The organism is Chryseobacterium sp. 2VB, assembly GCF_005503635.1.
Lineage (GTDB): Bacteria > Bacteroidota > Bacteroidia > Flavobacteriales > Weeksellaceae > Chryseobacterium > Chryseobacterium cupriresistens.
In genome coordinates this window covers 41,878-67,255 of sequence record NZ_SCNC01000009.1, presented here as the reverse complement: position 1 = coordinate 67,255, position 25,378 = coordinate 41,878, and the positions used below count along the sequence as shown (strand labels likewise).

Below are 25,378 nucleotides of genomic sequence, written 5' to 3'. Positions count from 1 at the left end.
TACTCTTGAAGATTTTCGGATTCCTCTTTATTATTTCTCTTCATCTGGAAATAAATATACAATTTATTTTTTAATTCATTAAATCTCAAACAATTATACTTAAATAAATTAAAAATTTTAATTAATACACTTTGTTTCTATGAATTAATTTAACTATTTTAGCTTATTGACAATTAGCATTATTCAACTAACTACCAATAAGTTAACCATCAAATTAATACCATAATTAAAAATAAACTCATGAAAAAATTAAACATTACAAAACTTTCGAGAAGAGAGCTGAAAGATGTATTCGGCGGAACACTGTACCCGGCAGAATGTCCCGGAGGATGCCCTGGTGAAGGCATTATCAGATGTCCTGACGGTACTACCACAATGACTAACTTTATATGCATGGGAGGAACCTGCCAACCGGCTGCCATGTGCAAGCCACTGATTCTTGAACCTTTTCCAGATCCGATTATCATCACTGATCCGGTTATCATCACCCCATAATCAGAATGAACCATACATAAAGTGAGCTTTGCGGCTCACTTTTTTAGTATCTTTAAATAACAAAAAACCATCATGAAAACCATTGACGAAGTTCTTAAAAAACTGGATGAAATTATTATCTGGTGTAAAGAAAACAAGAGTCCGGCAGGATATTTTGCCTGTACCTACAGAATTATGACCGCACAGGTTCTGAAAGGAATTCAGCAGAAAAAATTTGAAGATAATCCCAGAATGACATTGCTTGATATTGCTTTTGCACAAAGATATCTTCAGGCGTGGGAAAGCTACAGTAAAAATGAAAGATGCACCAACTCATGGTACATCGCTTTTGAAGCTGCTAAAAACAGGAATATTTTAATATTACAGCATATATTTCTTGGTATGAATGCTCACATCAACCTGGACCTTGGTGTTTCTGCCGCTTCTATTATGCCTTACCGGAAAATAAACCCCTTGAAAAAGGATTTTGAAAACATTAATAATGTCATCGCTTCCATTAATCAGAATGTACAGAATTCGCTGAACAAAATCTGTTATCCTGTAGATCTTGTTGACCAACTCTCCAATGGAAAGGATAATGCTGTCCTTGATTTTGCCATATCCAAAGCAAGAGACACTTCCTGGGCAACGGCAGTCATTGCCTCCAATACGCCGAATTTTTTAAAAGAATCTGTGATTGGTATTGTAGATTATGCCGCTGCAAAAGTTGCCACCCAAATTCTGAATCCGAAAATCCTCACTCCTTCCCTTTTAAAAGAACTTAAAAATTGTGAAAGCAGTGATGTGGTAAAAAATATTGAAATTTTAGAATCTACAAAAAATTCATAACAAAAAAGCCGGGATCTTCCTCACGGATCCCGGCTCATAATGAACAAAATAAAAGAAACTATATTGCTTCCTTATGCTTTTTACGGTAGGCATAATGGAAAATAATTGGTAACACAGTAAATGACAGCAGCATACAGATAATCAGTCCTCCTACAATCATAATGGCTAAAGGTTTCTGAATTTCCGATCCCATTCCATTCGACATGGCTGCCGGAAGAAGTCCCATAGAACCCATCAGGGCGATCATCACCACCGGACGTATTCTGCTTTTCACTCCCTGAGCTATGGATTCTTTGAGTGACATTCTGTTTTGCAGATTTTCTTTCATCACTCCAATGAGTACAATACCGTCTATGGTAGCCACTCCAAACAGGATGATAAATCCGATTCCCGCTGAAATTCCGAAGATGGTTCCCGTAAACCAAAGGGATAAAAACCCTCCGATAAATGCAAATGCGAGTGTAATGGATGAAATCAGCGTATCTTTTATATTTCCGAAATTAAAGTACAACAGCATCAGAATAAGAACTAAAGAAATCGGCACTACCATGGCCAGCTGTTTTGCAGCTCTTTCTTTACTTTCAAACTCTCCGGCCCACGTCATTTTATGCTTTTTTGGAAGCTTCACTTCTTTATCTACTTTCGCTTTGGCTTCTTTAATGGTACTTCCCAGATCGCGTCCTTCAATATTAAATCCTACTCCGATATATCTACTGTTTCCTTCACGGTAAATAAATGATGGCCCCGTATGATAATCAATGGTTGCAATTTCTTTCAGCGGAACTTTTTTATTGTCCTGAGTCGGGATGAGAATATTTCCCATCTTTTCAGGCGTATCTCTGTAATCTTTTTCAAACCTGAGCATTACGTCAAACATTCTTTCTTCTTCGTAAAATTTGGTGGCTGCCTGACCTCCGATTGTCATTTCAATCACAGCCTGTGCATCTGCTGTGGAGACTCCATATTTTGCCATTTTGGAATCGTGAAGCTGTATTCTCAATTCCGGAAGTCCGATATTTTTGAAAACATTCACGTCCGATATTCCCGGAACGGTTCTGATGGAATTAGCTACTTTATTGGCGTAATTTTCCAGCTCAAATAAATCATTTCCGAAAATTTTAATAACCAGCGGAGCTTTTACTCCTGCCACATATTCTTCCACGTTATCCTGTATCGGCTGGCTGAATCCAAAATTGATACCTGGAAATCTCTCAAGGGAGATTCTCATTTCTTCAAGAAGTTCTTCTTTGGATATTTTTTTCTTCCATTCATTTTCCGGTTTCAGCTGAATATTAAATTCGATATTAAAGAACCCGGTGGGATCGGTTCCGTCATTGGGACGGCCTGTCTGGGTCATGACAAATTTTACTTCATCATACTTCATGAGAATTTCCTTCATTTCTTTAGTCAGTCTTACAGATTCATCCAGATTGACACTGTTGGGAAGTGTCGCTCTTACATAGATAGCACCTTCGTTCAGTTTGGGTAAAAACTCGGATCCATAATTGGAAAATCTCCATCCACACACGGCAAGCAAAGCAACGAAACCAACAATGAATCCTTTTTTATGGCGGTCACTGAATTCGTAAATTTTATAGATATTAACTCTGAAAAATCTTGAAATAAAGTTTTCTTTCTCTTCAATATTTTTTGTCAATAGCAGTTTACACATTGCCGGAACGTAGGTCAAACTTAAGATCAATGATCCTAATAATGCATATCCCAGCGTAAATGCTAATGGAGAGAACATCTTACCTTCTACTTTCTGGAAAGAGAAGATAGGCATCAGGGCAACGATCAGAATCAGTAGGGCGAAGAAAATATAGCTCGCTACGCTTCCCGCACTTTTCTTGATGATTCCGAGTTTTGAAATTTTATTGAATCTGCGCAGTCCTATCTTTTTCGCTTTAAGTTCGAGGGCGACAAAGACATGTTCCACGATAACCAACGTTCCTTCCAGAAGCAATCCGAAATCCAGCGCCCCCATGGAAATAAGGTTGGCCGGCAATCCCTGAATTTTCAGCATAATAATAGCGAACAGAAAAGCCAAAGGAATTACTGATGCCACGATGAAAGTTGTTCTCCAGTTGTAAAGGAAAATAAATACAATGATGGAAACCAGAATGACTCCTTCAATAAGGTTTTTAGAAACCGTATGCACTGTAGTATTCACAAGCTCCGTACGGTCGATGATCGGAACAATCTGGACATCTCCCGGCAGTTCTCCTCCGTTCAGTTCTTCTATTCTATCTTTCAGCCTTGCAATGACTTCACTTGGATTTTCACCCCGAAGCATAATCACAATTCCTTCTACAACATCATTGTCTTTGTTGTATCCTACCTGTCCCAATCTAGGTTTTGCAGAAACTTTTACTTCCGCTACGTGTTTCACCAAAATAGGGGTAGAACCTTTTACCTCGATCTGAATATTCTCAATATCTTCTTTCTTCTCTAAAAGACCGATCCCCCGCACTACATAAGCCTGATCACCTTTTGCTACTACATCTCCTCCTACATTGATATTACTCTTCGAAACCGCTTCATACACATCCAGGGGGGAAAGGTCGTAATTGTGTAATTCCGTAGGATTAATTTTTATTTCATATGTTTTTTCTTCTCCACCAAAGCTTACCACATCCGCAACACCGGGAACGGCAAGCAATTCTCTTTCTACTACCCAATCCTGAATAGCGGTTACTTCTTTGATGGGAAGTTTACTTTTTATAATATATCGGTAAATTTCACCTGTAGCACCGGACGGAGGCTCAATGCTGTATTCTGCTCCGGCAGGAAGTTCTACATTTCCCAGTTTATTGGAAGCATATTGCTGGGCATAAAAATCATTGACATGATCATCAAAAATAACCGTCACCACAGACAATCCAAATAAGGAAATGGAACGCACCGAAGTTTTATTCGGGATGGCATTCATTTCCTTTGAAATAGGTAATGTGACGAATTTCTCTATTTCTTCAGCACTTCTTCCAGGCCACTGGGTAATCACTCTTACCCTGGTATTGGTAACATCCGGAAATGCTTCAATGGGGGTATGCAGATAGGAATAGATTCCTCCGGCGAGCAATAGAAAAGTTCCCAAAAGAACAATCAATGAGTTTCTTAGTGAGAAGGAAACTATATTCTGTACAAATTTTCGCATTACTTCGTGGAATTATTTAATTGGTTTTTCAGGTTTTCATAGATCAGCAGTCCGTTGGAAGCAATGACATTTTCATCTGGTTTTAAATTACCTTCTACATAAATATATTGACTGTTGGAAGCAATTTCTGTTACCGGTCTGATTTCAAGCTCACAGTCTTTTTTGTAAACCACTACATAACTCTGGTTGTTATCAAAGATTAAAGCCTTTGCCGGAATAGCCAGTGCGCTTTTGTTTTGTGAATTAACTGGTAATACAACATCTGCAGACATTCCCGGCCTTAGCTTCATTCCGTTATTATCCATAATGATTTTGGCTTTGAGTACTCTTTCGTTTTCATTGAAAACCTGAGAAATATTGTTGATCTTCCCTGAAAAACTGTCATCAGGATAAGCAAGCGTTTTTACCACGACCGGCTGATCCACATAAACGTGTCTCATATTGGTAGCATACACATTGGCCATTACCCATACCTTATCCAGATTGGAAATGGTAAACAATTGATCTCCTCCGGCAGTAACAGGCATTCCTTTTGAAATATTCTTTGAAATCACATATCCGTCCGCAGGTGCTTTTATCTGAATCGTGCTTCCTCCTGCGGAATACAGCTGCATATTTTTCTGTGTTTTGGAAATATTGGATTGCAATATGGCCACCTCTGATCTTGCTTCCTGCAAATCTTTCTGGGAGGCAATATCATCTTTATACATGGCTTCTACGGAAGACAGTTTTCTTTTTGCAACAGCCAGCTGCGCCTGAAGGGTCCGGGTATCATCCTGCATTTCGTTAACGGCCGTACTTTTTACACTAGCCAGCGTTTGCCCTTTTTTCACATAATCACCAAGAGAGAAATAGGTATCTATTACTACTCCGTCTACAAGACTTACAAAAGGAACCGTTTTATCGGAATTACTTTCCACTTCCCCGGTAAGCGTAATACTTTCTTCTATGGGAAGCATTTCAGCTTTGGCCAGTTTAATCTCTTGTTTAAGTTCTTTGCTGATGCAATAGGCTTTTTCGGTTTTTTTATTTTCTACTTTTTCGGCACAGCCTGTAAAAATGACGAGGGCAGACAGGTAAGCCGCAGCAATGTATGGGTTCATATTCTTGTTCATATCTTATAAATCTTGTCCTACAACATACTGCAGGTTTTCGTAGTATTGATTCAATTCTTTTTTAGTGTCCAGGATGATCATTTTATTTCCGATGTAGGTATCCAGAAAATCCATGTACTCCAGCATGCTGATATTTCTTAGTCTGAAATTCTTCTCATGGCTTACCAGCAAACCGTCCAGTGTAGATTCATAATTTTCATCAATTTCTTGTGAGACCTGTTGTGTTCTGATATAGTTTCTGAAAACAGATACAATTTCGTTATCAGATTTCATCATGTTTTTGCGGGTCTCCAGTTTACTTTTTTCAATCTCAAGCTTAGCTTCCTGAATATTCCCTTTGTTACGGTCAAAAATGGGGAGATCCATAGAAACCCCCAGTCCTATAAAATCTTTCATGATATTTCCTCCGCGGTCATATCCTATAGAAACTGCAACATCAGGTGTTTTCATGGCATTTTGAATTTCCAGATTTTTGGCAGCGTGTTTCTCTTTATTTTTGGAGATCATGATATCGGGACGGTTTTCTTTTGCTTTTTCCATCCATTGAGTCACTTCCAGTTCTGATAGTTGTTTTTCGGGCATGACCAATGAATCTGAAATCTCCAGATACGTTTGAGAAGGCAGCATTAATAAAGCTTTCAGTTCTACCTGCTGCTCTTCGATTTCCTGCTTCAATGAAACCAGTTTCTTTTTGAATTCAATTTCCTGTGCTTTTAAGCGGACATATTCAGCTTTACTGATATTACCTAGGTTTAATTGATTATTATAGGATTTTGTTAATTTCTCAATGGAAGCAATCTGTCCCTGATAGATTTTTTGCTGTTCCTGATTATAAAGAATTTCAGTAATCGTATTTCTGAGTGTCTTTTTAAGTTCACGCAAAACTTCCTGCAGTTCATACTTCTCTCCTTCCACTTCTATTTTCTGGAGTTCAATATTTTTTCTTCTTTTCCCCGCAGTCTGAATCACCTGTTCGATCTCGGCAGAAATCTGAGTACTTTTTCCCCAATTTCTGATAAGCGCAGGCTGTTCTTCGATGTCATAGGTTCTCCATAGATTCACCTCACTGATACTCAATGTAGGATTAGGCCAGTATTTAGCCTGGACAGCTCTTGCCTCGGCTTGTGAAATTTCAAGTTTCTGTGCAATAAGGTCAAGGTTTTTAGCCAGAAAAATAGTTTCAGCCTCCTTTCTGCTGATTTTCATAGTGTCTGAAATCTGTGCAGAAAAGAAACTGAAACAGGGAATATAAAATAGTGTAAAAAATAGCTTCTTCAAGGTCTCTTATTTAAGACCACAAAGCTATTTGTCTAATATTAGAGGGAATTGTAAAGAAAATTAAAATTCGGTTAGTTCAACATTAGAGTTTGATTAGAACTTTTTTAAAACACGAAAAACACAAATCTTTTCACAAATAACACGATTATGAATGGGCAGGAAATTCCAGGAGAACATTGGTTCCCACATTGACCGTAGAATCAATTTTCATGACAATATGATGATGATCAAAAATACTTTTTGAAAGTGATAAACCAATTCCGCTGCCTTTTACAGTATCTACATTTTTTCCTCTGTAGAAAGTCTCTGATATTTTCACAAGATCATCAGCCGGAATACCTCTTCCTTCATCCCTGACCTCAATGTATAACTGACTGTTCTTTTCAGATAATGTGATCACTATAGGTTTGTCATAGGAATATTTGATGGCATTTTCTACAATATTATATATCGCCAGGTAGAGAAGTGTTTCGTTTCCCGGGAATTCCAGTAAAGCAGGTTTTGTTACCTGAAGCTGTATTTTGATAGATGAATGGTTTTCTTTTGCTTTGGGTTCCAGTTTTGCATAAATCTTCCAGATCAGCTCATCCACTCTCATGAGTTTGTGAGATGATTCCAGTTTGGTCATTCCGGACATCAGCAAAAGATTGTTGAGAATATTTTCAATCTCATATACGTTTTCCAATGACTCTTTGGCCACTTCCCTATATTCTTCCGGTGTACGGTCTTTTTGGGCAAATACTTCAAGATTCCCTGAAATGGCTGCTAAGGGAGTTTTAAATTCATGAGAAACATAATTGATAAAGTTCTGCTGTAAAAGCACATTTTCGGAAATTCTTCCCAGCAGTTTATTATAAGATTTAATGAGATCTTCAATTTCATCATTGGTATTGGTGGAAGTAATAATTGCCGTAGAAATGTTATCATATTCCACTTTATTGATCCGTTCCACCACATTGGAAATAGGTTTATAAACTACCTTGGAAAGATATCTGCTCAGGAAATAAATCGCAAGCAGGCCGATGACCAATACCGAAAGCATGATAATAGCCAATCTCAGGATCTGCGACTGGAAAGAATCGTTGGAAGACTTTACAAAAACCACAAAATCACCCTGGTTATCAGGATAAAAAATCCCGTAGTAGAATTGATTATCAGACATAAACTGTATTCCTTTGTTTTTTCGGACAGCCTGCAAATGGGAAAGCTTTATATTCTTATCGTTCAGGTTATGTCCAAAGGTAACTTCATTATTCTGATTATAAACCGCTACCCTGTTATTCTGAATCAGATGGTTGTATTCTTTTTTAATCTGGGCATGTCGGTCTTTCGGGAGTTCATCTTTTTCCAGATAATAAATAGCAGAGATCAGAGCCGTATTTCTTAGCTTTTCAAAATAAAAAATTTTGGTACTGTCATAATAGGCAAAAAATATCACCGCAGATGTGATGATAGAAACAATGCCGAATGAAAGGCTTGAAATAAGCGTAAATCTATTTCTGAGGGTCATTTCAGTCTTTGATCAAATATCCGGTTCCTTTTACTGTATGAATAATTTTCTGTTCTGACTCATCGATCTTATTACGGACATAGGAAATATAAACATCCACTACATTCGTTGTATTATCAAAATCAATTCCCCATACCTTATGCAAAATCTGGGTTCTGCTCAACACTTTATTTTTATTCTCCATCAGGAAAGTAAAAAGTTTATATTCTGTCGGTGAAAACTCTATTTCCCTACCGTTCTGGGTTACTTTATGAAGATCCGTATCAATGGTGATAGTGCCACAAGATAACAATTGGTCTTCTTTCTGATAGCTTAATTTATTTCTTCTGGTTAACGCCTTAATCCTTGAAATCAGTTCTTCAAAATGGAACGGTTTTGATAAATAATCATCAGCTCCCATATCCAGCATTTTGATTTTATCATCAGGACTATTCAATGCGCTTAAAACCAAAATCGGAGTATAGTTTCCTTTAAATCTGATAATTTGTGTCAACTGCATGCCATCCAGTCCGGGAAGCATAATATCCATTAAAATAATATCAAAATCATAGGTATGAAGAAGCTCACGTGCTTTTTCCCCGGAATCTGCCAGGGTTGTATTATAGCCAGCCTCGGAAAGGCCTTTTATCAGGAAATTACTGATTCTTTGATCATCTTCTACCAACAAAATATTCATAAGTCTCTGAAATTTCCCATAAATATAGGTATTCTAATTCAGAAAGAAAGCTGGAGGCCAAAAGCGAGAGGTAATGGAATTTTACAAAGCAATTGTTCCCATATTACTTCCCTTTAAAAAACATTGAATTTAATTGTAAAAAAAGTCAGTTCTTATCTGTACAAAAGGAACTTCCAACATCCCGCTTCCAGCTTCCGACCTTTTTTCATAATTTTGGAAGATGGAGATGATATATTTAATTATTGGATTGGTTGCCGGTGGCATACTGGGAGCGGTTATTTTATATTTTGCGCTGAAATCGTCAATGGTTTCAAGAAGTTCTTATGATGCACTGAACACCTTATCTATTAAAAATCAATCTGATCTTGAAAATTCCAACCAGAAAATTCAGGAGCTTAATCAAATCATAAGTGAAGAGAAAGAAGCCAATATGCTGCAGCAGGACCTGCTGGATGATCTGAAAAACGAATTTTCTAAAATCTCCGCAGAATATTCTTCTTTGAATATCCAGTTTCAGGAGTTAAAACAAATCAATCAGAGGCAGACTTCTCAGATAGAAACCCACATTCTTGAAAAGCAGACCCTTTTTGCTAAAAACTCTGAGCTTTCTGCCAAAAATGAAGGTCTTCAACAATCTCTTGACACCCAGAAAGAAGAAATTGTCAAGATTCAGGAAGATTCTAAACTTCAGTTTGAAAATCTTGCCAATAAAATTTTAGAAGAAAAAACTGAAAAGTTTACTACCTTAAATCAAAATAACTTAAAAAATATCCTTGAACCTTTTCAGGAGAAAATCGCGGATTTAAAAAATAGAGTTAACGAAGCTTACGAAAAGGAAAATAAAGAACGTTTCTCCCTTGCGGAAAAGGTGAAAGAACTGGCAGAACTGAACCAGCAGATTTCCGAAGATGCCAAAAAACTAACCCGTGCTCTGAAAGGGGAAAGCAAAACCCAGGGGAATTGGGGCGAAATGATTCTGGAAAGTATTCTTGAAAAATCCGGACTGGTAAAAGGAAGAGAATATTTCCTGGAGCATGAATTGCGTGATGAAGATAACAAAGCGTTATTCTCCGAATTTTCAGGAAAGAAAATGCGTCCTGATGCTGTTGTGAAATATCCGGATGAAAGAAATGTTATTATAGATTCTAAAGTGTCTCTGACCGCTTTCACAGAATTGGTAGACGAGACTGATGCAGATGTTTATGCCATAAAACTGAGCCAGCATCTTGGATCTATCAAAAACCATATTAATCAACTCAGTCAAAAAGCGTACGATGACTATGGAAAATCACTGGATTTCGTGATGATGTTTATTCCGAGTGAACCGGCTTATATTGCGGCAATGCAGGCAGACCAGAATCTTTGGAACTATGCCTATGAAAGAAGAATCCTGTTGTTGAATCCAAGTAATCTGATCACTTCTCTTAAGCTGATTGCCGATCTTTGGAAACGCGAATATCAAAACCGGAATTCTATTGAAATTGCTGATCGGGGAGCCAGACTTTATGACAAATTCGTAGGTTTTGTAGAAAACCTGGAAAAAGTAGGCAGAAATCTGGATCAGGCGAAAAATGTATTCAATGATGCTTACAAACAGCTTCATACCGGAAATGACAACCTGGTGATCCAGACTCAGAAATTGAAATCATTAGGCATTAAAAACAAAAAAGAGCTGCCACAAAGTCTTATTGACAACGGCAATTTTATTGAAACATCAGAAAGCTAAATCTGGATTTATGTTTTCATTTACAGCACATCCATACCCCAAATCCGAATCTTTCAAAGAAATTTTCGTTTCTTCACTGGGAGCAGGAGCTGCTGTTTATTTATTTCTGATCATTTTTCAGCCTTTTGGTACGGAAAACTTTCAGCATCCCTATAAATTTGTATTACTTTTTCCCTATTGCATAATCTTTGGAACTGCATTTTTAATGGCCAATCTTATAACTTCCCGTTTCAGCAACTGGAGCATTGGTTTGGAACTCTTAAAAATAACTTTCATTCTATGTATGGGTTCTGTTCTATCTTACTTTTACAATTCATTATTCTTGAGCCATGTAAAGCTGGATATAGTCAATTACTTTTATATGTTCCTGTATACTTTGGCTGTCGGAATTCCTATCTCTATCATCTATATTTTATCACGGTATATCTATTTAAAGAATATTCATGAAAAGAAAGCCCGCGACATTTCTCAACACCTTCCCGTTTCGCCTCCTGCAGAACGACAAAATCTGTTAAAAATAACGGCACAGAATACAGAACTTATCATCAATGAGAACGATTTTCTATTCGTGCAGTCCATGGAAAACTATTGTACATTTTACTTTTTAGAGAACAACAGCTTACAAAAAGCATTGATCAGAATAAGTTTAACCAATGTCTTACAACAAATCGAAACAGGCTCTGTCAAAAAATGCCACCGTTCTTATATTGTCAACCTTGGAAGGGTAAAGAAACTCAAAGGAAATGCTCAGGGTTATAAATTAATTCTTCCGGAAATTGATTTTGAAATTCCTGTTTCAAGAAGTTTTATTCCTTCAATTATTCCTCAGCTACAGAAGCAAAATCTATAAATTTTGTCATTCGTCACTATTCTTTGTCATTCATCACATTAACTTGAAAGCATTGATTTAAAACTACATTTTTGCTCAAAATTAACATACATGAGTAAAAACATCCGCTTCTTTTTCATCTTTATTCTAGGATTTACAGCCTATTATTTCTTTGATTTTCTCTTTTTTAAAACCATACAGACTCTCTCAAAAGATTTGTTTCACAGTAAAGCAATAGCCCATATAATTGCTTATTCGGTAACATTAATTCCATTGATAGTCACATTAAAAATTCTGTTACCTCAAAGAAATATCCTTGATCTGTTCTCATTAAACAAACCCATTACCATAGGATTTGTGTTAGCACTTATAGGAACTACTCCTATGCTCATTGGATACCTGATTCATTTTAAAACAATCTCTAAAATAAATTTTGAATCCCTGTTTATCAATACTCTTTCATCAGCATTTTTTGAAGAGATTATTTTCAGAGCATTTCTTATTGGAATACTATACAGATTTACACGACTTGGATTTTTATCCTCTGCATTATCAGGGTCATTGCTGTTTGCACAAGTACATTTGTATCAAAGTCAGAACTTAATAGAACTTACCGAAATATTTACCATTACATTTTTAGGATCAATATTTTTCGCCTGGGCATATTTTGAATCGGAATACAACCTATGGACCTCCATTCTCCTCCATCTTTTTATGAATCTGTACTGGGAAATCTTTAATGTATCAGAAAATGTTTCCGGGAATTTCTATGGAAACCTCTATAAATTCCTATCCATTGTCTCCCTGATCTTAGTAGTTATCTATTTTAAAAGGAAAAATAAAATTCCAATGGAGATTACGTGGAAAAGTCTTTTTATTAAAACCAGAGAAGTTCAATCATAAATTTTGCATAATTTTGCAGCATGTTGATAGAAAGTTTTCAAAACGATAAAATAAAAAATGTCACTAAGCTCCTTACTGACAACAGGTTTCGTAAAAAATCAAAAGTTTTTGTGGTAGAGGGCCAGCAGGAAAATGAAAGGGCCATGCAGTATGATTTTGAACCGCTGGAGTTCTTTATCTGTGAAAATATCTTTAAAGGAACTCTTCCTAATGGGAAAATCCATTATGTAAGTGAGAAGGTATATGAAAAAATCGCTTACAGAGGAAGTTCAGAAGGAATTATCGGCATTTACCATACCAAAGAAAATTCACTTTCATCATTTGTGCCTAAAGAAGATGCTACGATAATCATTGTAGAAGGCGTGGAAAAACCAGGAAATCTTGGCGCTATTTTAAGAAGCTGTGAGGCATTTGGTATTGATGCCCTGATTGTTGCTGACGGGAAAACCGATTTCTACAACCCTAATGTGATCAGATCCAGTGTAGGATGCCTGTTCGGAATGGAAGTCTATCAGGCTGAAAATACAGAAACATTGGAATTCCTGCAGAAAAACAGTTTCAATATCTACACTACGCTGATGGACGAAAGTGCTGAAGACCTTTATCAAAGAGATTTCAGACAGCGTTCTGCCGTATTATTCGGCACGGAACATTCCGGATTGAGTGATTTCTGGATTGGAAAAGGAAAAAACACTTTAATTCCGATGGCAGGAAGTATTGATTCTTTAAACCTGAGTAATGCAGTAGCTATTACCTGCTATGAATCTCTGAAACAGAAGAAGGGATAAGCTATTCCTGATCTGATTTTGATATGAAAGAGATTGCTTCGCCTTTAGCTCGCAATGACTAAGCATAAAAAAACCGTTTCACTGGGTGAAACGGTTCTTTTATTGTTAAGCGTATGCTAGAATTATTTCTTAGCAGCATCTTTAGCAGCATCAGCAGCTCCTTTAGCAGCGTCAGCAGCACCTTTAGCAGCGTCAGCAGCACCTTTAGCAGCATCTTTAGCAACTTCAGCACCAGCAGCAGTAGTAGCAGCAGCAGCATCTTTAGTAGCTTCTACAGCAGTAGTTGCAGCTGAATCAACAACTTTAGCAGCTGAATCAGAAACTACAGCAGCAGAATCAGCTACAGTAGCAGCAGCAGAATCAGTTGTACCTTCAGTAGCAGTAGCTTCAGTTTTTTTACAAGCAACTAGAGAGATTGCAGCGATAGCAGCTACGAATAATGACTTTTTCATAATAAATTAAATTTAATTTTGTTAATATTGTTTTATAAAATTTTCTTCTGTTCTGTTATTTGAACAAGACAAAGGTAGAGCAGTTAGAAAATTTGTCTATGAAAAATAATTGTAATACCTTTGTAAAATAGTTTTACAAAAAAACATAGCTGATAATCAACAATTTAATTATTTTTTGAAAAATTGACAGATTTGGATCTATTACACTTTGAACAGCTAAAAAAGGATGTTCAGGGTCAATACTTAAAAGAATATACCCCTTCGCAGGATGACATATCCAAGTGGAAGGGTATAGATATTATATATTTTCAGGAAGACCTTCGAAAAAAAGCGAAAGGTAACATCAGTGAAAAGTCATTTTACACTTATTTTAAAACTTCACCGGTTACTAAATTACCAAGAATAGATATGCTCAATTTATTGAGTATTTATGCGGGTTACGACTCCTGGTACGAGTTCAAAAAACAGCATCTTTTTGCGGGTGAACTGCTGCAGGAAAATGAAAATTTTGATGAAGAAGATATTGATGAAATTGAAAAAACGGTTTCTTCAGCTCCCGAACTTCCAAAAACTGAATTTCAGCCTAAAAAAGTTGAAACTACCCCTCCACAAAACACTGATTTACAAAAATCAAATACTGAAAATCAATCAGTTAATCAAAATAAGACAATTACCCACGAAACTGAAATTTCATCTGTTCCGGCAAAGAAAAATTTCTTCAAAAAGAATGCCTGGGCACTTGTTACTTCAGTTTTGATTACCATTACCGGTCTTTTAGGTTTTAAAGATGTTCTTTTTTCAAAAACTTATAAATATTGTTTCATTGATAAGGACAGAGGAGTTTCTGTGATCAATACTTTAGAAATAATGGTAGTGAAGGAAAATGAATCTCCGTTGATGTATAAAATAAAGCCGGGCGAATGTTTTTATTATTCTACCAAGGATAAAAATCTAAAAATGCGAATCAGCGCTCCTTTCTATGAGCCACTGGAAGTGAACAGAAACCTTGAAAATGCTCCTGAAGAAGAAAAGATCGAATTAAAGCCGGATGATTATAAGATGGCGGTTTATTATTTCTCTATCAAAGACATCAAAGGAGGAAATCCGGATGAGCAGGTTGCTCTTATCAAGCAAAAAAGAAATCAGCTTGAAAACCTGATCAGTAACAATGCAGTAATTTATCAGGTATATGACAATGATACGTATGGTATAGAGAGCCTGAATAAGCAGAAATATATCACGCTGGTAACTACTCCAACGACCTCTCTGAAAAACCTGAATGTAATAGAAATGAAAAAGGATACCAAAGGTAAAATTGTATCCATCAAATTTAAAATTGCTACCACAGATGAAAAGAATAAGTAATTTTTTAATTTTCACCGTGCTTCTGACGTTATTTATTGCCTGTAATAATAAAACCTCAGAGGTAAGCGACCTCGATAAACTACGAAACAGCACCAACGAAAAAAGCTATCCTGCCGTACAGATGGATAGCATGCAGGCGATTAATTCCATCACCAAACAGAAAGTTCAGGAACTTCTTGATCTGTCTACTCTATATCTCAGCGGAAACAGAAATACGGAAATAGATACTGTCATTTATTCCCAGATGGAAAGCTATTTTCACAAACCGGATTCACTGACATTTAAAAGATTGCTGAAAGAACTGGACAGCATGAAAGTAAAAACAGCGAAAGTCAGCAATCTGAATGTATATAAAGATTTTTATAAAAAAGATACACTAGACTATGCCAGGTTTAATGTGGAATATTTTGACAGTAAAAACAAGTCTCTGGGAAGCTTTGAAAAGAATGTACAATACATCTTATTGTCTACATCAAAGCTTAAAAAAGAGTTTAAATTCTACTTTTTAGATTTTTATTCCAAACCGCTTCAAAAAGACAGCACTTCGGTAGGAGTAACCAAATAGTCAAGAGGAATATCATTTTCCCAGACATCATCCACATATTCATCGGGGGCAAAATAATTGACTCCGATTTTTTTTGTCTCCTCAGAAATACTTTGAAACAATCTGTCATAAAATCCTTTACCATAGCCTACTCTATTCCCTTTTTTGTCACAATACAACAAAGGCGTAATCACATAATGAAAGTATTTTTCGCCAGAATCTTCATTGGAAACAGGTTCTGAAATCCCCCAACTGTTGGTTTCAAAAGCAGTATCTTCAAAAATTTCAATATTAATCAGTTTATCCGCTACAATTTTAGGCACATACACCCGGATATTCTGTGCTAAAAAATATTGAATGAAAATTTGGGTATCAATTTCTTTCCTTGCCGGAATCGGGATAAAAATGTGTGCTTTTTCTGATTCTTTTGGCTTAAAATATTGAATGAAATTTTCAAAAATCTTCTCAGATAACAGAAAAGCCTCATCGGCAGACAATGCTTTCCTTTTTTGATTGTATTTTTTTCTAAGCTCAGCTTTCAGCATAATGATTAAGTGATTCTTACAGAAATAATTTTCACAGGACAGGCGTTGGCGGCTCTCTCCAAATATTCAAACGCTTCGTGGTCTGGTGTTTTTAACGTGTAGAAGCCTTTTTTATCAATCGTCTTAAGCAATACCGATTTACCATCTTTTTTAGACATTCTAAAATATTCCGGAGCAAATTCGACACAGTAATTACAACCAATACATTTATCTCTCTGAAGTGTAGCAATGACCATTACGCTTTAACAATTTTATATAATTTGTCACTTGGCCGTACACGGAACTTCGTAGGGAAAGTAATCACATCAGACTTTGTTGCCTTGTCTGCCCCTGTCTTCGCATCAACGATCATACTTTCGATGACCATTTCCTGTGATCCTGTAGTAGGTCCCTGTATAAGGACACTGTCTCCTACAGAAATATCATAGGCTTCAACCACAAATTCTGCAATATTGGATTTCGGATAGAAATGCCGTCCTTTTCCAATATAAACTTTCTTTTGTGTTGCACTCGAACCGGAGTTTGAAGACCAGTCACCCAGCTCCTGACCAAGATAATATCCACTCCAGAAGCCTCTGTTGTATACAGTCTCCAGAAGTTTCATCCATTCATCCACTTTTTCCTGAGAAAACGTTCCTTCCGCAATACTGTCAATTGCTTCTCTATAACATTTTGTAACTGTTGCTACATATTCAGGAGCCCTTCCTCTTCCTTCTATCTTTAAGACTTTCACGCCGGCATCCACAATCTGATTCAGGAAACCAATCGTACAAAGGTCTTTGGGAGACATCATATATTCGTTATCAAGTTCAATTTCAAAACCTGACTCCTGATCAATCACAGTATATTTTTTCCGGCAGTTCTGCTTGCAGGCACCCCTGTTTGCTGAAGAATTATGGGAATGCAGACTTAGATAGCATTTCCCGGATACTGCCATACATAAGGCACCATGTCCGAAAATCTCCACTTCAACAAGATTACCGGAAGGTCCTTTTACCTGATCTTTTTCAATCTGAGAACAGATTTTTTTGATCTGGCTGATACTTAATTCACGGCTCATCACCATGGTATCAGCAAAAAGAGCATAGAATTTTACAGTTTCAATATTGGTAATATTAATCTGGGTGGAAATATGCACCTCCATACCAATTTGCCTTGCATAAGAAATCACAGCCTGGTCCATTGCAATCACTGCTGTAAGACCGGCTTCCTTCGCTTTATCTAAAAGTGTTCTGACGATAGAAAGATCATGATCATAGATGATGGTGTTAAGGGTCAGATACGTTCTTACTCCTTTTTCAGAACATCTTCTGGCGATTTCCGGCAGGTCGTCAATGGTGAAGTTCATTGTTGCTCTTGCACGCATGTTGAGCTGCTCAACTCCAAAATAGACAGAATCTGCACCGTTATCTATAGCCGCCTGAAGTGATATGAAATCTCCTGCAGGAGACATCAGTTCTATTTTTCCGCTTTTTGTCATTTCAAGTCTGGAATTATTAAGTTGTTAAAACAGAAATAATTGTATTGACAGCTATGAATTATGCATTTTGCACAATTCTGTACAATTTATCAGACAAACGAACTCTGAATGGCAGTGCAAATGTAATCTGATCTCCAATGTTTGCCGTTTCACAAGGCCCTCCGTTAGCATAGATTTCAGTAATGGTAACTTCCTGCTCTCCTGTTGTAGGACCTGAGATCAATACTTTATCACCCACTGATAAATCTTTATGCTCAATTAAAAACTGTGCAATCTTTGATTTTGAATAGTAATGCTCTGCTTTACCAATCAATTCTTTTTTAACAGCAATTTTTTGACGGATATTTTTTGTCTCAGCTTTTGCCAAAGGTTTATCAGTTAAATCTCCTGAGTTTTTAAATTTCAGGGCATCTGATTTTCCTTTTCTGAATACTTTATTTCCAACCTGTAATCCCTTTCTCAGTTTAACCTGTTCATCCCACGGCAAATGAATGGTATCCAGACATTCTGTAGAGCAGCAGTTTTCCATCGCAGCTTTACAGTCGTCACATTGGATAAACAACAAATGACAGGCATCATTGGCACAATTGGTATGATTATCACAAGGTTTTCCACACTGGTGGCATTGTGCAATAATATCATCTGTAATTCTCTCCCCCAGGCGGTGGTCAAATACAAAGTTTTTACCAATGAATTTACTTTTTATTCCTTCTTCTTTGATCTGGCGTGTATATTCAATGATACCGCCTTCCAGCTGATATACATTTTTGAATCCCTGATGTTTGAAGTAAGCACTTGCTTTTTCACAACGGATTCCACCGGTACAATACATCAGCAGGTTTTTATCTTCTTTAAAATCCTGCAGCTGTTCATTGATGATGGGTAAACTTTCTCTGAAATTTTCCACATCCGGAGTAATGGCTCCTTCAAAATGCCCTACTTCACTTTCGTAGTGATTTCTGAAATCTACAACAATGGTATTGGGATCTTCCAGCATACTATTGAATTCCTGAGCTTTTAAGTGAATTCCTTTGTTGGTCACATCAAAAGTTTCGTCATTCAAACCGTCAGCAACAATTTTGTTTCTGACTTTTATGGTTAATTTTAAAAATGAGTAATTGTCCTGGTCTACCGCTACATTCAAACGGATTCCTTTCATGAAGTCATAAACTTCCAGCGTATCACGAAAAGCCTCAAACTGATCTGCAGGAACACTCATCTGAGCATTAATTCCTTCTGTAGCAACATAAATACGGCCAAGAGCATCAAGGGCATTCCAGGCTATAAATAATTCGTCGCGAAATTTTTTGGGGTCTTCGATTTTGGCATACGCATAGAAAGACAAGGTAAGGCGGTCTTTACCGGCTTCATCAATAAGTTGAGCTCTTTCTTCTGCGCTTAAGGTGTTATACAGTTGCATGCTATAAACGTTTTAAGTGAGAATAAAAATTTTTGCAAAGATAATAATTTTAGAATTAAGTATATTTATGACACCAATTACGAACAATAAGCAATAACCTGCCAGCAATGAAAATCAGATCACTATGTATGATAAGTCTGCCATATTTTCTTTAATTTTTTTTTAAGTTTTGTTAACTGTGGCATTAACAATTATGACATAAGGCACAAAATCATATAATAGCCGTTAAATTTTAGTTAAAATTGAAACATAGCATACTAATTGCTTACTTATTTAACATTAAATTTGTTTACTCAAAAACATAAAAAGAAAATTAATTAATAAACAAGAAAGATATACAATGAAGAGTACTTTAAAAAAACTATTACCATTTGCAGTAGTTGGAGTCATTTCCGGAGCTACTACCGTTGGAGCTTTACAATATTTCGGACACGGCTCCAACAATGGAGATCAATCTTATTTCACAACAGCAGCACCCAATACTTCATTCGCAGGAATGAATACGGGAGCCGTAGGTGATGATTTTGTAAAGGCGGCTAAAACAACCGTTCCCGCTGTAGTAACTATTAAAAATTATCAAAGCAGAACATCAAGCAGAGCTTCAGAGCAGGATTTGTTTGACTTTTTCTTCGGAGATCCTTTCGGGGGAAGAGGCCAGCAGAGACAAAAGCAGCAGGTTCCTGATAATATGCCATCGGGAATGGGTTCAGGGGTAATCATCTCTCCGGACGGTTATATCATTTCCAACAACCACGTGGTAGCAGGTGCCAATAAGCTGGAAGTCGTACTAAGCAACAAGAAATCATATATCGCAACATTGGTTGGAACAGACCCTAATACAGATATCTCTTTATTAAAGATTGAAGAAAAAGGGCTTCCTTATCTGAATTTTGCGAATTCTGACAATATTGATGTAGGACAATGGGTTCTTGCAGTAGGAAATCCATTAGGATTAAACTCTACGGTAACAGCAGGTATTGTTTCTGCTAAAGGAAGAGGTATCGGAATCCTGGGAAGCCAGGGAAAAGCTGCTAATCCTATTGAAAGCTTCATCCAGACGGATGCTGCTATTAACCCGGGTAACTCAGGAGGTGCTTTGGTAAATACCAATGGAGAACTGATCGGGATCAATTCTGCGATTCAGTCTACCACAGGATATTACCAGGGATACGGATTTGCCGTTCCTTCTAACCTGGCGAGAAAAATTGTTGAGGATATCAAGAAATTCGGAATTGTACAGAGAGGATTCCTTGGAGTTCAGTCTTTAGATCTTTCAAATGATCAGTTAGTAGCATCTTACAACAAGCAGTTTAAAACAAATCTAAAAGTAGGATCAGGAATCTATATTACAGGATTTGGTGAAAACAGTGGTGCTGAAGATGCAGGATTGAAAAAAGGAGACGTTATCACCAAAGTAGACAACTACGATATTACAGACTTTGCTGATCTTTCCATGTCTATCGGAAGCAAGCGTCCTGGTGACAAAGTTCAGGTAACCTACTCAAGAAATGGTAAAGAAGGAACTACTTCGGTAACACTTAGAGACCAGAAAGGAGGAACTTCAACCAGAACGAAAGCCGATCTTAGCGTAACAGAAAAAATCGGATCTGAATTTGACCCTCTTACGGAACGTTTCAAAACAGAATATGGACTGAACAGTGGTGTAGTAGCTAAAAACGTTTCTGAGGGCAGTGAAATGGCTAAAATCGGAATTGTAGATAACTATATCATCATCGAGGTAAACGGCAAACCTGTCAATTCACAAAAAGATGTAGAAAAAATCCTTGAGAAATATCAGGGGAATGTACAGGTAAAATTCGTAGATGATTACGGAAGAATTTATACGAAAGGATTCAAAATGCCTTAATTGAATTTTTTTGATTTCACATTAAAAAGTTAACCATTCTTGCTTAAGAATGGTTTTTTTTGAAAAAAAGTTAACTAAGCTCAATGCAGAAACTAACACAAGCCATATAAAACACTGATTAACACACTTCTATTTTTTATATATTTGAAAAAACAAAAATGCATGAAAAAAGCTACCTATGAGGATAGAGAAAAAGTCGTTACTATTTTATGCCAGTCTTTCATAAATGTTCTTATTCCTAATTCTATCAATTTTGTCATAAAGAATTCTGGCAACAGATATAAGAGATTGAGAGCATTAATGGAATTTCAATTTGATTTATCACTGTTAAATGGAAGCATATTTCTCAGCGACGATCACAAAGCATGCATTTTATACTTAGAAAAATCCCAAATCAGTTTAAAAAAAATCTGGCTTGAAATAAAATTGCTGTTCAATTGTATTGTAATTGAAAATATCTTTAAAGTTTTACAACGAGAAAAACTCTTAGTAAAATTTCATCCGGAAGAAAAATTTGTTCATTTATGGTTAATGGCTGTAGTTCCTGGTGAACAGGGCAAAGGAATTGGAACAAGACTTTTAAAAGAATCTATGAGTAAATATGAGAACGAACTCATATATGTTGAAACAACAACATTAGAAAACAGAACCTTCTACCAACAAAATGGATTTACCATTTTCCATGAAACCTTTGAGCTTGATTATCCTCTTTATTTTTTGAAATATGTTTAATACGGAAATCTACTAACTCTTTTCAACAAAAAACGCTGCAGAATCTGCAGCGTTTTTTTTATTATTTATTTAGACTTATTCATTTTGTCAGCGATACTTTTCTTTTTATTTCTTTCATAGATCACTTCTACAATCTTCCCTCCAATCCAGGAAAACGGAAAGAACGTAAGAAAAATGGAGATCTTATAAAACGTAGGATGATATGGAAAAATAATAACATCCAACATGGCAATAAAAAGCATAATAAAGCCTATAAGAATAGCATAGGCTACTTTAGCATATTTAACGATAATCGCTGTTGCCACTCCTCCAATCGTAGTTCCTAATCCGGAAATAAATAAAAGGAAGCCGAAAAACGCCTTATCATCTTTCATACTGAAAAGAAACCTTTGCCAGTGCTCAAACGGAGCAAAAGCCTCAAAAGTTACCCATTGCGGAAAAGCCCTTATACCAAGAGTAATAATAAGCCCTGCAATACCAAGACCTATCAGAACCGCAATTGTATTTCTTATAAAATTCATTAATCCTGATGTGCAATCATAGAAATTTCGATATCCACATTTTTAGGCAAACATGAAACCTGTACTGTTTCACGGGCAGGATAGCTTTCTGAATCTAAGTAAGATGCATAGATATCATTCATTACAGCAAAATCATCCATACTTTTAAGAAAGATAGTAGCTTTTACAACGTTTTTGAAAGTCATGCCAGCTTCAGTAAGGATTGCTTCAAGGTTTTTCATTACCTGGTGCGTTTCCTTTTCAATTCCCTCTACCAGTTTACCAGTTGCAGGATCTACAGGAATCTGCCCGGAGATATACAAAACTCCGTTGGCCATATTAGCTTGTGAATAAGGTCCGATCGCTGCAGGTGCATTAACTGTGTTGATTATTTGTTTCATATGCGGATATTTAATTTTTTTCTAAGGGTCATAAGCAATCACTATCTGCCATATTCGTTGGTCTTTGAATTCAGCCAACAGTGATTTCATTAGAATTTATTCTGCCTGCAAATATAAAATTTATATTCTCAAATGCCAATCTGATATTAGAAAGGTGCATTAGGCTGGGTAAAGCTTCTGTCTTTGTACTTCAAGGCATCACTTAAGATATTGGCTTTGATACCGATAAAGAAGTCATACACTTTATATTGTCCGAAAGGAACCCAGTTGAAATTGATCGTAAAGCTTCGCTGATCTCTTGAAAAACCAATTCTTGTATATGCCAATTCTTTGGTCACCATATCATAATGGGTACTTCCGTTGATATTCCAGTATGGAGTCAGTTTGATGCTACCATCCAATCCAATGGATGCAATTTTATTACCAAATCTGCTTAATCCTTTGGAATAAGCGTAATTGGCGCTGACATTTAAAGTCCAGGCCTGATCAAAGTGAGCATAATGATCATCATCAAAATAATAATTTTCATTACGGATTTCTCCCTTCGAGGAATATTTTTTGGCATAATCTGTTTTTTCTCCAAAGATCTCGCTGCTTAAAGGATATGATAACTGAACATTGAATCCCTGTACACTGAAGTGTCCGAACTGCTCTGTTCTTATTCCGGTATCCTGTCCCGGTAAAAACTCAATTTTATAAGGTTCCAGTGCAAGACTGGTATTTACCGTTAACTTATTATTGAAAAATGAAGACTGTCCGTTGATGGAGAACACAGACCAAGGGTGATCTTTAGCGGCAAAGTTGTAGCTTCCTGCAAGGTTTAAAGATTCAAAAATTTTGATTTTCTTCACCCCTGTAGAATCACTCTTAGATTTTACTTTCATCTCGATATTGTTACCGATATTAAAACCCAAAGCTCCCTGCATACCGCTTGACGGGCTTCCGATAATTCCTTTTTCAAAAATAGAATATGGCGTCAACGCTCCGTTTGCATTATAATAGTTTCTGTAATATCCGAAATTAGGACTTGAAAAATCCGGGGAATAAGTAAAGCTTACACTCGGGGTCATCATATGTCTTACGGCTTCCACAGCAGATCCTTTTTTGAATTTCATCATCCCGAAAAGTGTGGTCTGAAGACTGGCAGAAGTGGAGAAAGTAGAGTATCCTGTAAAGTTTTTATTGATTTCATCAACAGTTACATTCTTTACCGGATCATAATACCTGTTCAGTGTTTTTGTTGTCAGGGCATTGTCAATATTCGCACTTAAACTGAAAGTAAAATATTTCGCCAAAGTTGTATTGGTAGCCAATGCGATATTATTTTTAAGGCCGGTCTGCATTTTATCCCACATTTCTTTTTTAAACAACTCATTTTCCTGAGTATTCACGAAATTGGTAAGGTTGAAACCGGTATTCACTGTAATATTTTCAAGCAATCCCTGTCTGATTCCTGTTCTTGATTTAAATAAATAAAACTGGTTGATGGCCACGTTCATCTGCGGAAGACGAAGGTCTGCCAATCCTGTCGCAAAGTTCTGGGAATATGAAGCAGTTCCTGTAATCGTCATCGGCAGTTTCAGGAATCTTTTGGTAAGGGTTACCGTAGAGTTTTGCTGAGTATTCAATACATTCTGGTTGAAAATGTAATTGTTGTTAAGCGGGTTGTTATAAAACTTGGTACTTACAATATCAACAGAAGCACTGAATGTAAGGAAAGGATTGGCTTTGGAATCCTGCGAGTGTGTCCAGTTGATTCTGTAGGTACTGTTTTTAGTATAATCGTCCAGACCTTTGATTCCTCTCACCATTGTACCGATATCGGCCGTAAAGTTTCCGGAGTAACGGTATTTCTTCTGGTAATTCACTTGTGGGCGTAGATTCCAGCTTCCTTTTGTATAAATATCTGCTAAAACCTTAAGGTCAAAGTGTTCTCCGATCGGTTGATAATATCCAATTCCGTTCAGGAAGAAACCTACATCTTCTCTTTCCCCGAAACTTGGAATCAGAATACCCGCAGCTCTTTTATCTGAGAATGGTAAAATAGCGAATGGAAGATAAAGCGGTGTAGGAACCTGTTCGATAAACATCTGAATAGGACCTGTCACGATCTGGGATTTTGTTTTGGTTTTAATCAGCTTAATATTATAAGCTCTCATAAAATAATCCGCTGCCGTATCTTTTTTCTTGATAAAATAATCATCCGTTGTATAATCTGCTTTTCTCATTGCAAATACGGAATCATTATATTTTTTGGTTTTCTGTGCTATAATTACCCCTTCACTTTCTTCTGTTCTTGCATTGAAGGCAATGGCCTGTTTTGTTTTTGTATTATAGCTGAATTCGTTGGTTTCGTATTTTTTTCCGGCCTGCGTAGTGATTACAGGCTCCACAATCTTGCCCAAAGAGTCTTGTTTTCCTCTTGCATAGATCAGATTTTTATTATCATCAATAGAGATATAATCTGCATCAATCTGCATATCCTGATACTTTACCTGAGCATTTTTGTTCAGGAATGTCATTTTTTTCGGAACGTCTCTTCTCTGATCATCCGCTTTTGTACGGAGAACATCATTGAGGGTTTCTTTTTTTACAACTATGGTATCCTTTTTGGAAATAGTATCATTAACCGCATTTTTAGGCAATTTTTCAGGAGTTTTCTGTGCTAAAAAATTGTTAAAAATTAGGATAATTAAAATTTGTAATATATTTTTGAAGACGGTTTTGGCCAATTTTATACTATATAATTAAGGCCCAAAATTAATAT

At 36.5% G+C, this 25,378-nt stretch carries 23 protein-coding genes; 10 read left to right on the top strand and 13 right to left on the bottom strand.

Translation table 11 applies throughout. The annotated features are described in order from the left end of the window. The first annotated feature begins 240 nt into the window (after window positions 1–240). On the top strand, window positions 241–495 hold the full coding sequence (locus FFS26_RS10590; RefSeq protein WP_137905013.1) for a hypothetical protein: 255 nt from the start codon (window positions 241–243) through the stop codon (window positions 493–495). Window positions 496–567: 72 nt separating this feature from the next. Continuing rightward, complete coding sequence (locus FFS26_RS10585; protein WP_110008533.1) at window positions 568–1,323, top strand: DUF5995 family protein; 756 nt, start codon at window positions 568–570, stop codon at window positions 1,321–1,323. Window positions 1,324–1,381: 58 nt separating this feature from the next. On the opposite strand, the gene FFS26_RS10580 is transcribed toward FFS26_RS10585, so the two are convergent. The 5 genes from FFS26_RS10580 to FFS26_RS10560 all read right to left on the bottom strand — a co-directional run bounded on the left by FFS26_RS10580 (window position 1,382) and on the right by FFS26_RS10560 (window position 9,059). After that, window positions 1,382–4,480 (bottom strand): efflux RND transporter permease subunit, encoded by a 3,099-nt coding sequence (locus tag FFS26_RS10580; RefSeq protein WP_110008532.1) that lies wholly within the window; start codon window positions 4,478–4,480, stop codon window positions 1,382–1,384. Beyond that, window positions 4,480–5,583 carry an efflux RND transporter periplasmic adaptor subunit gene (locus tag FFS26_RS10575; protein WP_228449428.1) on the bottom strand — a complete coding sequence of 368 codons (1,104 nt, stop codon included), beginning with the start codon at window positions 5,581–5,583 and terminating at the stop codon, window positions 4,480–4,482. Before FFS26_RS10575 ends, FFS26_RS10580 begins: the two co-directional genes overlap by 1 nt. A 15-nt stretch (window positions 5,584–5,598) precedes the next feature. Beyond that, window positions 5,599–6,873: a TolC family protein gene (locus tag FFS26_RS10570; RefSeq protein ID WP_137905011.1), complete on the bottom strand. Its 1,275-nt coding sequence runs from the start codon at window positions 6,871–6,873 to the stop codon at window positions 5,599–5,601. Window positions 6,874–7,018: 145 nt separating this feature from the next. Next, window positions 7,019–8,383, bottom strand: coding sequence for a sensor histidine kinase (locus FFS26_RS10565; protein WP_110008529.1), 1,365 nt, complete (start codon window positions 8,381–8,383; stop codon window positions 7,019–7,021). Window position 8,384: 1 nt separating this feature from the next. Beyond that, window positions 8,385–9,059 carry a response regulator transcription factor gene (locus tag FFS26_RS10560; RefSeq protein ID WP_137905010.1) on the bottom strand — a complete coding sequence of 225 codons (675 nt, stop codon included), beginning with the start codon at window positions 9,057–9,059 and terminating at the stop codon, window positions 8,385–8,387. 220 nt (window positions 9,060–9,279) lie between these two features. Between FFS26_RS10560 and rmuC the strand changes: the two genes are divergently transcribed. From rmuC to FFS26_RS10540, 4 genes are all read left to right on the top strand, one after another. Next, window positions 9,280–10,785, top strand: a complete 1,506-nt coding sequence (gene rmuC, locus FFS26_RS10555; RefSeq protein WP_137905009.1) for a DNA recombination protein RmuC — start codon at window positions 9,280–9,282, stop codon at window positions 10,783–10,785. Between the two features lie 10 nt (window positions 10,786–10,795). After that, a complete protein-coding gene (locus FFS26_RS10550; RefSeq protein WP_137905008.1) occupies window positions 10,796–11,635 on the top strand; it encodes a LytTR family DNA-binding domain-containing protein in 840 nt (279 codons plus the stop codon). A gap of 90 nt (window positions 11,636–11,725) precedes the next feature. Continuing rightward, window positions 11,726–12,517 (top strand): CPBP family intramembrane glutamic endopeptidase, encoded by a 792-nt coding sequence (locus tag FFS26_RS10545; protein ID WP_110008525.1) that lies wholly within the window; start codon window positions 11,726–11,728, stop codon window positions 12,515–12,517. 20 nt (window positions 12,518–12,537) lie between these two features. Beyond that, on the top strand, window positions 12,538–13,305 hold the full coding sequence (locus FFS26_RS10540; RefSeq protein ID WP_137905007.1) for a TrmH family RNA methyltransferase: 768 nt from the start codon (window positions 12,538–12,540) through the stop codon (window positions 13,303–13,305). A gap of 122 nt (window positions 13,306–13,427) precedes the next feature. Here FFS26_RS10540 and FFS26_RS10535 read toward each other — a convergent pair whose 3' ends face one another. Then, window positions 13,428–13,757, bottom strand: a complete 330-nt coding sequence (locus FFS26_RS10535; protein ID WP_034694620.1) for a hypothetical protein — start codon at window positions 13,755–13,757, stop codon at window positions 13,428–13,430. A 183-nt stretch (window positions 13,758–13,940) separates the two neighbouring features. Between FFS26_RS10535 and FFS26_RS10530 the strand changes: the two genes are divergently transcribed. Together FFS26_RS10530 and FFS26_RS10525 are read left to right on the top strand one after the other, a co-directional pair. After that, window positions 13,941–15,122, top strand: coding sequence for a hypothetical protein (locus FFS26_RS10530; RefSeq protein WP_110008523.1), 1,182 nt, complete (start codon window positions 13,941–13,943; stop codon window positions 15,120–15,122). Next, window positions 15,106–15,687, top strand: coding sequence for a hypothetical protein (locus FFS26_RS10525; protein WP_137905006.1), 582 nt, complete (start codon window positions 15,106–15,108; stop codon window positions 15,685–15,687). Before FFS26_RS10530 ends, FFS26_RS10525 begins: the two co-directional genes overlap by 17 nt. Here FFS26_RS10525 and FFS26_RS10520 read toward each other — a convergent pair. From FFS26_RS10520 to FFS26_RS10505, 4 genes are read right to left on the bottom strand one after another with little or no spacing between them, the layout of a single operon-like run. Continuing rightward, entirely contained in the window at window positions 15,651–16,211 is a 561-nt protein-coding gene (locus tag FFS26_RS10520) for a 5-formyltetrahydrofolate cyclo-ligase (protein ID WP_110008521.1), read from the bottom strand. The genes FFS26_RS10525 and FFS26_RS10520 overlap by 37 nt on opposite strands. A 5-nt stretch (window positions 16,212–16,216) precedes the next feature. Continuing rightward, complete coding sequence (locus FFS26_RS10515; protein ID WP_062673534.1) at window positions 16,217–16,447, bottom strand: ferredoxin; 231 nt, start codon at window positions 16,445–16,447, stop codon at window positions 16,217–16,219. Then, a complete protein-coding gene (locus FFS26_RS10510; RefSeq protein ID WP_137905005.1) occupies window positions 16,447–17,691 on the bottom strand; it encodes a peptidase U32 family protein in 1,245 nt (414 codons plus the stop codon). Before FFS26_RS10510 ends, FFS26_RS10515 begins: the two co-directional genes overlap by 1 nt. Before the next feature lie 58 nt (window positions 17,692–17,749). Then, window positions 17,750–19,111 carry a rhodanese-related sulfurtransferase gene (locus FFS26_RS10505; protein ID WP_137905004.1) on the bottom strand — a complete coding sequence of 454 codons (1,362 nt, stop codon included), beginning with the start codon at window positions 19,109–19,111 and terminating at the stop codon, window positions 17,750–17,752. A gap of 340 nt (window positions 19,112–19,451) precedes the next feature. On the opposite strand from FFS26_RS10505, the gene FFS26_RS10500 reads away from it, so the two are divergent. Beyond that, complete coding sequence (locus FFS26_RS10500) at window positions 19,452–20,978, top strand: trypsin-like peptidase domain-containing protein (protein ID WP_110008518.1); 1,527 nt, start codon at window positions 19,452–19,454, stop codon at window positions 20,976–20,978. A 162-nt stretch (window positions 20,979–21,140) separates the two neighbouring features. Then, a complete protein-coding gene (locus tag FFS26_RS10495; RefSeq protein ID WP_137905003.1) occupies window positions 21,141–21,710 on the top strand; it encodes a GNAT family N-acetyltransferase in 570 nt (189 codons plus the stop codon). Window positions 21,711–21,775: 65 nt separating this feature from the next. Here the strand turns inward: FFS26_RS10495 and FFS26_RS10490 are convergent, their stop codons facing one another. From FFS26_RS10490 to FFS26_RS10480, 3 genes are all read right to left on the bottom strand, one after another. After that, entirely contained in the window at window positions 21,776–22,231 is a 456-nt protein-coding gene (locus FFS26_RS10490; RefSeq protein ID WP_034694594.1) for a hypothetical protein, read from the bottom strand. Next, window positions 22,231–22,611 (bottom strand): RidA family protein, encoded by a 381-nt coding sequence (locus FFS26_RS10485; protein ID WP_034694591.1) that lies wholly within the window; start codon window positions 22,609–22,611, stop codon window positions 22,231–22,233. The genes FFS26_RS10490 and FFS26_RS10485 overlap by 1 nt, the downstream gene beginning before the upstream one ends. Window positions 22,612–22,757: 146 nt before the next feature. Continuing rightward, entirely contained in the window at window positions 22,758–25,343 is a 2,586-nt protein-coding gene (locus FFS26_RS10480; protein WP_110008515.1) for a putative LPS assembly protein LptD, read from the bottom strand. Window positions 25,344–25,378: the final 35 nt, after the last annotated feature.

Bases quoted from the DNA above. Each gene is read 5' to 3' on its own strand.
- FFS26_RS10590 (WP_137905013.1), top strand. From the start codon at position 241: ATGAAAAAATTAAACATTACAAAACTTTCGAGAAGAGAGCTGAAAGAT.
- FFS26_RS10585 (WP_110008533.1), top strand. From the start codon at position 568: ATGAAAACCATTGACGAAGTTCTTAAAAAACTGGATGAAATTATTATC.
- FFS26_RS10580 (WP_110008532.1), bottom strand. From the start codon at position 4,480: ATGCGAAAATTTGTACAGAATATAGTTTCCTTCTCACTAAGAAACTCA.
- FFS26_RS10575 (WP_228449428.1), bottom strand. From the start codon at position 5,583: ATGAACCCATACATTGCTGCGGCTTACCTGTCTGCCCTCGTCATTTTT.
- FFS26_RS10565 (WP_110008529.1), bottom strand. From the start codon at position 8,383: ATGACCCTCAGAAATAGATTTACGCTTATTTCAAGCCTTTCATTCGGC.
- FFS26_RS10560 (WP_137905010.1), bottom strand. From the start codon at position 9,059: ATGAATATTTTGTTGGTAGAAGATGATCAAAGAATCAGTAATTTCCTG.
- rmuC (WP_137905009.1), top strand. From the start codon at position 9,280: ATGGAGATGATATATTTAATTATTGGATTGGTTGCCGGTGGCATACTG.
- FFS26_RS10550 (WP_137905008.1), top strand. From the start codon at position 10,796: ATGTTTTCATTTACAGCACATCCATACCCCAAATCCGAATCTTTCAAA.
- FFS26_RS10545 (WP_110008525.1), top strand. From the start codon at position 11,726: ATGAGTAAAAACATCCGCTTCTTTTTCATCTTTATTCTAGGATTTACA.
- FFS26_RS10540 (WP_137905007.1), top strand. From the start codon at position 12,538: ATGTTGATAGAAAGTTTTCAAAACGATAAAATAAAAAATGTCACTAAG.
- FFS26_RS10535 (WP_034694620.1), bottom strand. From the start codon at position 13,757: ATGAAAAAGTCATTATTCGTAGCTGCTATCGCTGCAATCTCTCTAGTT.
- FFS26_RS10525 (WP_137905006.1), top strand. From the start codon at position 15,106: ATGAAAAGAATAAGTAATTTTTTAATTTTCACCGTGCTTCTGACGTTA.
- FFS26_RS10520 (WP_110008521.1), bottom strand. From the start codon at position 16,211: ATGCTGAAAGCTGAGCTTAGAAAAAAATACAATCAAAAAAGGAAAGCA.
- FFS26_RS10515 (WP_062673534.1), bottom strand. From the start codon at position 16,447: ATGGTCATTGCTACACTTCAGAGAGATAAATGTATTGGTTGTAATTAC.
- FFS26_RS10510 (WP_137905005.1), bottom strand. From the start codon at position 17,691: ATGACAAAAAGCGGAAAAATAGAACTGATGTCTCCTGCAGGAGATTTC.
- FFS26_RS10505 (WP_137905004.1), bottom strand. From the start codon at position 19,111: ATGCAACTGTATAACACCTTAAGCGCAGAAGAAAGAGCTCAACTTATT.
- FFS26_RS10500 (WP_110008518.1), top strand. From the start codon at position 19,452: ATGAAGAGTACTTTAAAAAAACTATTACCATTTGCAGTAGTTGGAGTC.
- FFS26_RS10495 (WP_137905003.1), top strand. From the start codon at position 21,141: ATGAAAAAAGCTACCTATGAGGATAGAGAAAAAGTCGTTACTATTTTA.
- FFS26_RS10490 (WP_034694594.1), bottom strand. From the start codon at position 22,231: ATGAATTTTATAAGAAATACAATTGCGGTTCTGATAGGTCTTGGTATT.
- FFS26_RS10485 (WP_034694591.1), bottom strand. From the start codon at position 22,611: ATGAAACAAATAATCAACACAGTTAATGCACCTGCAGCGATCGGACCT.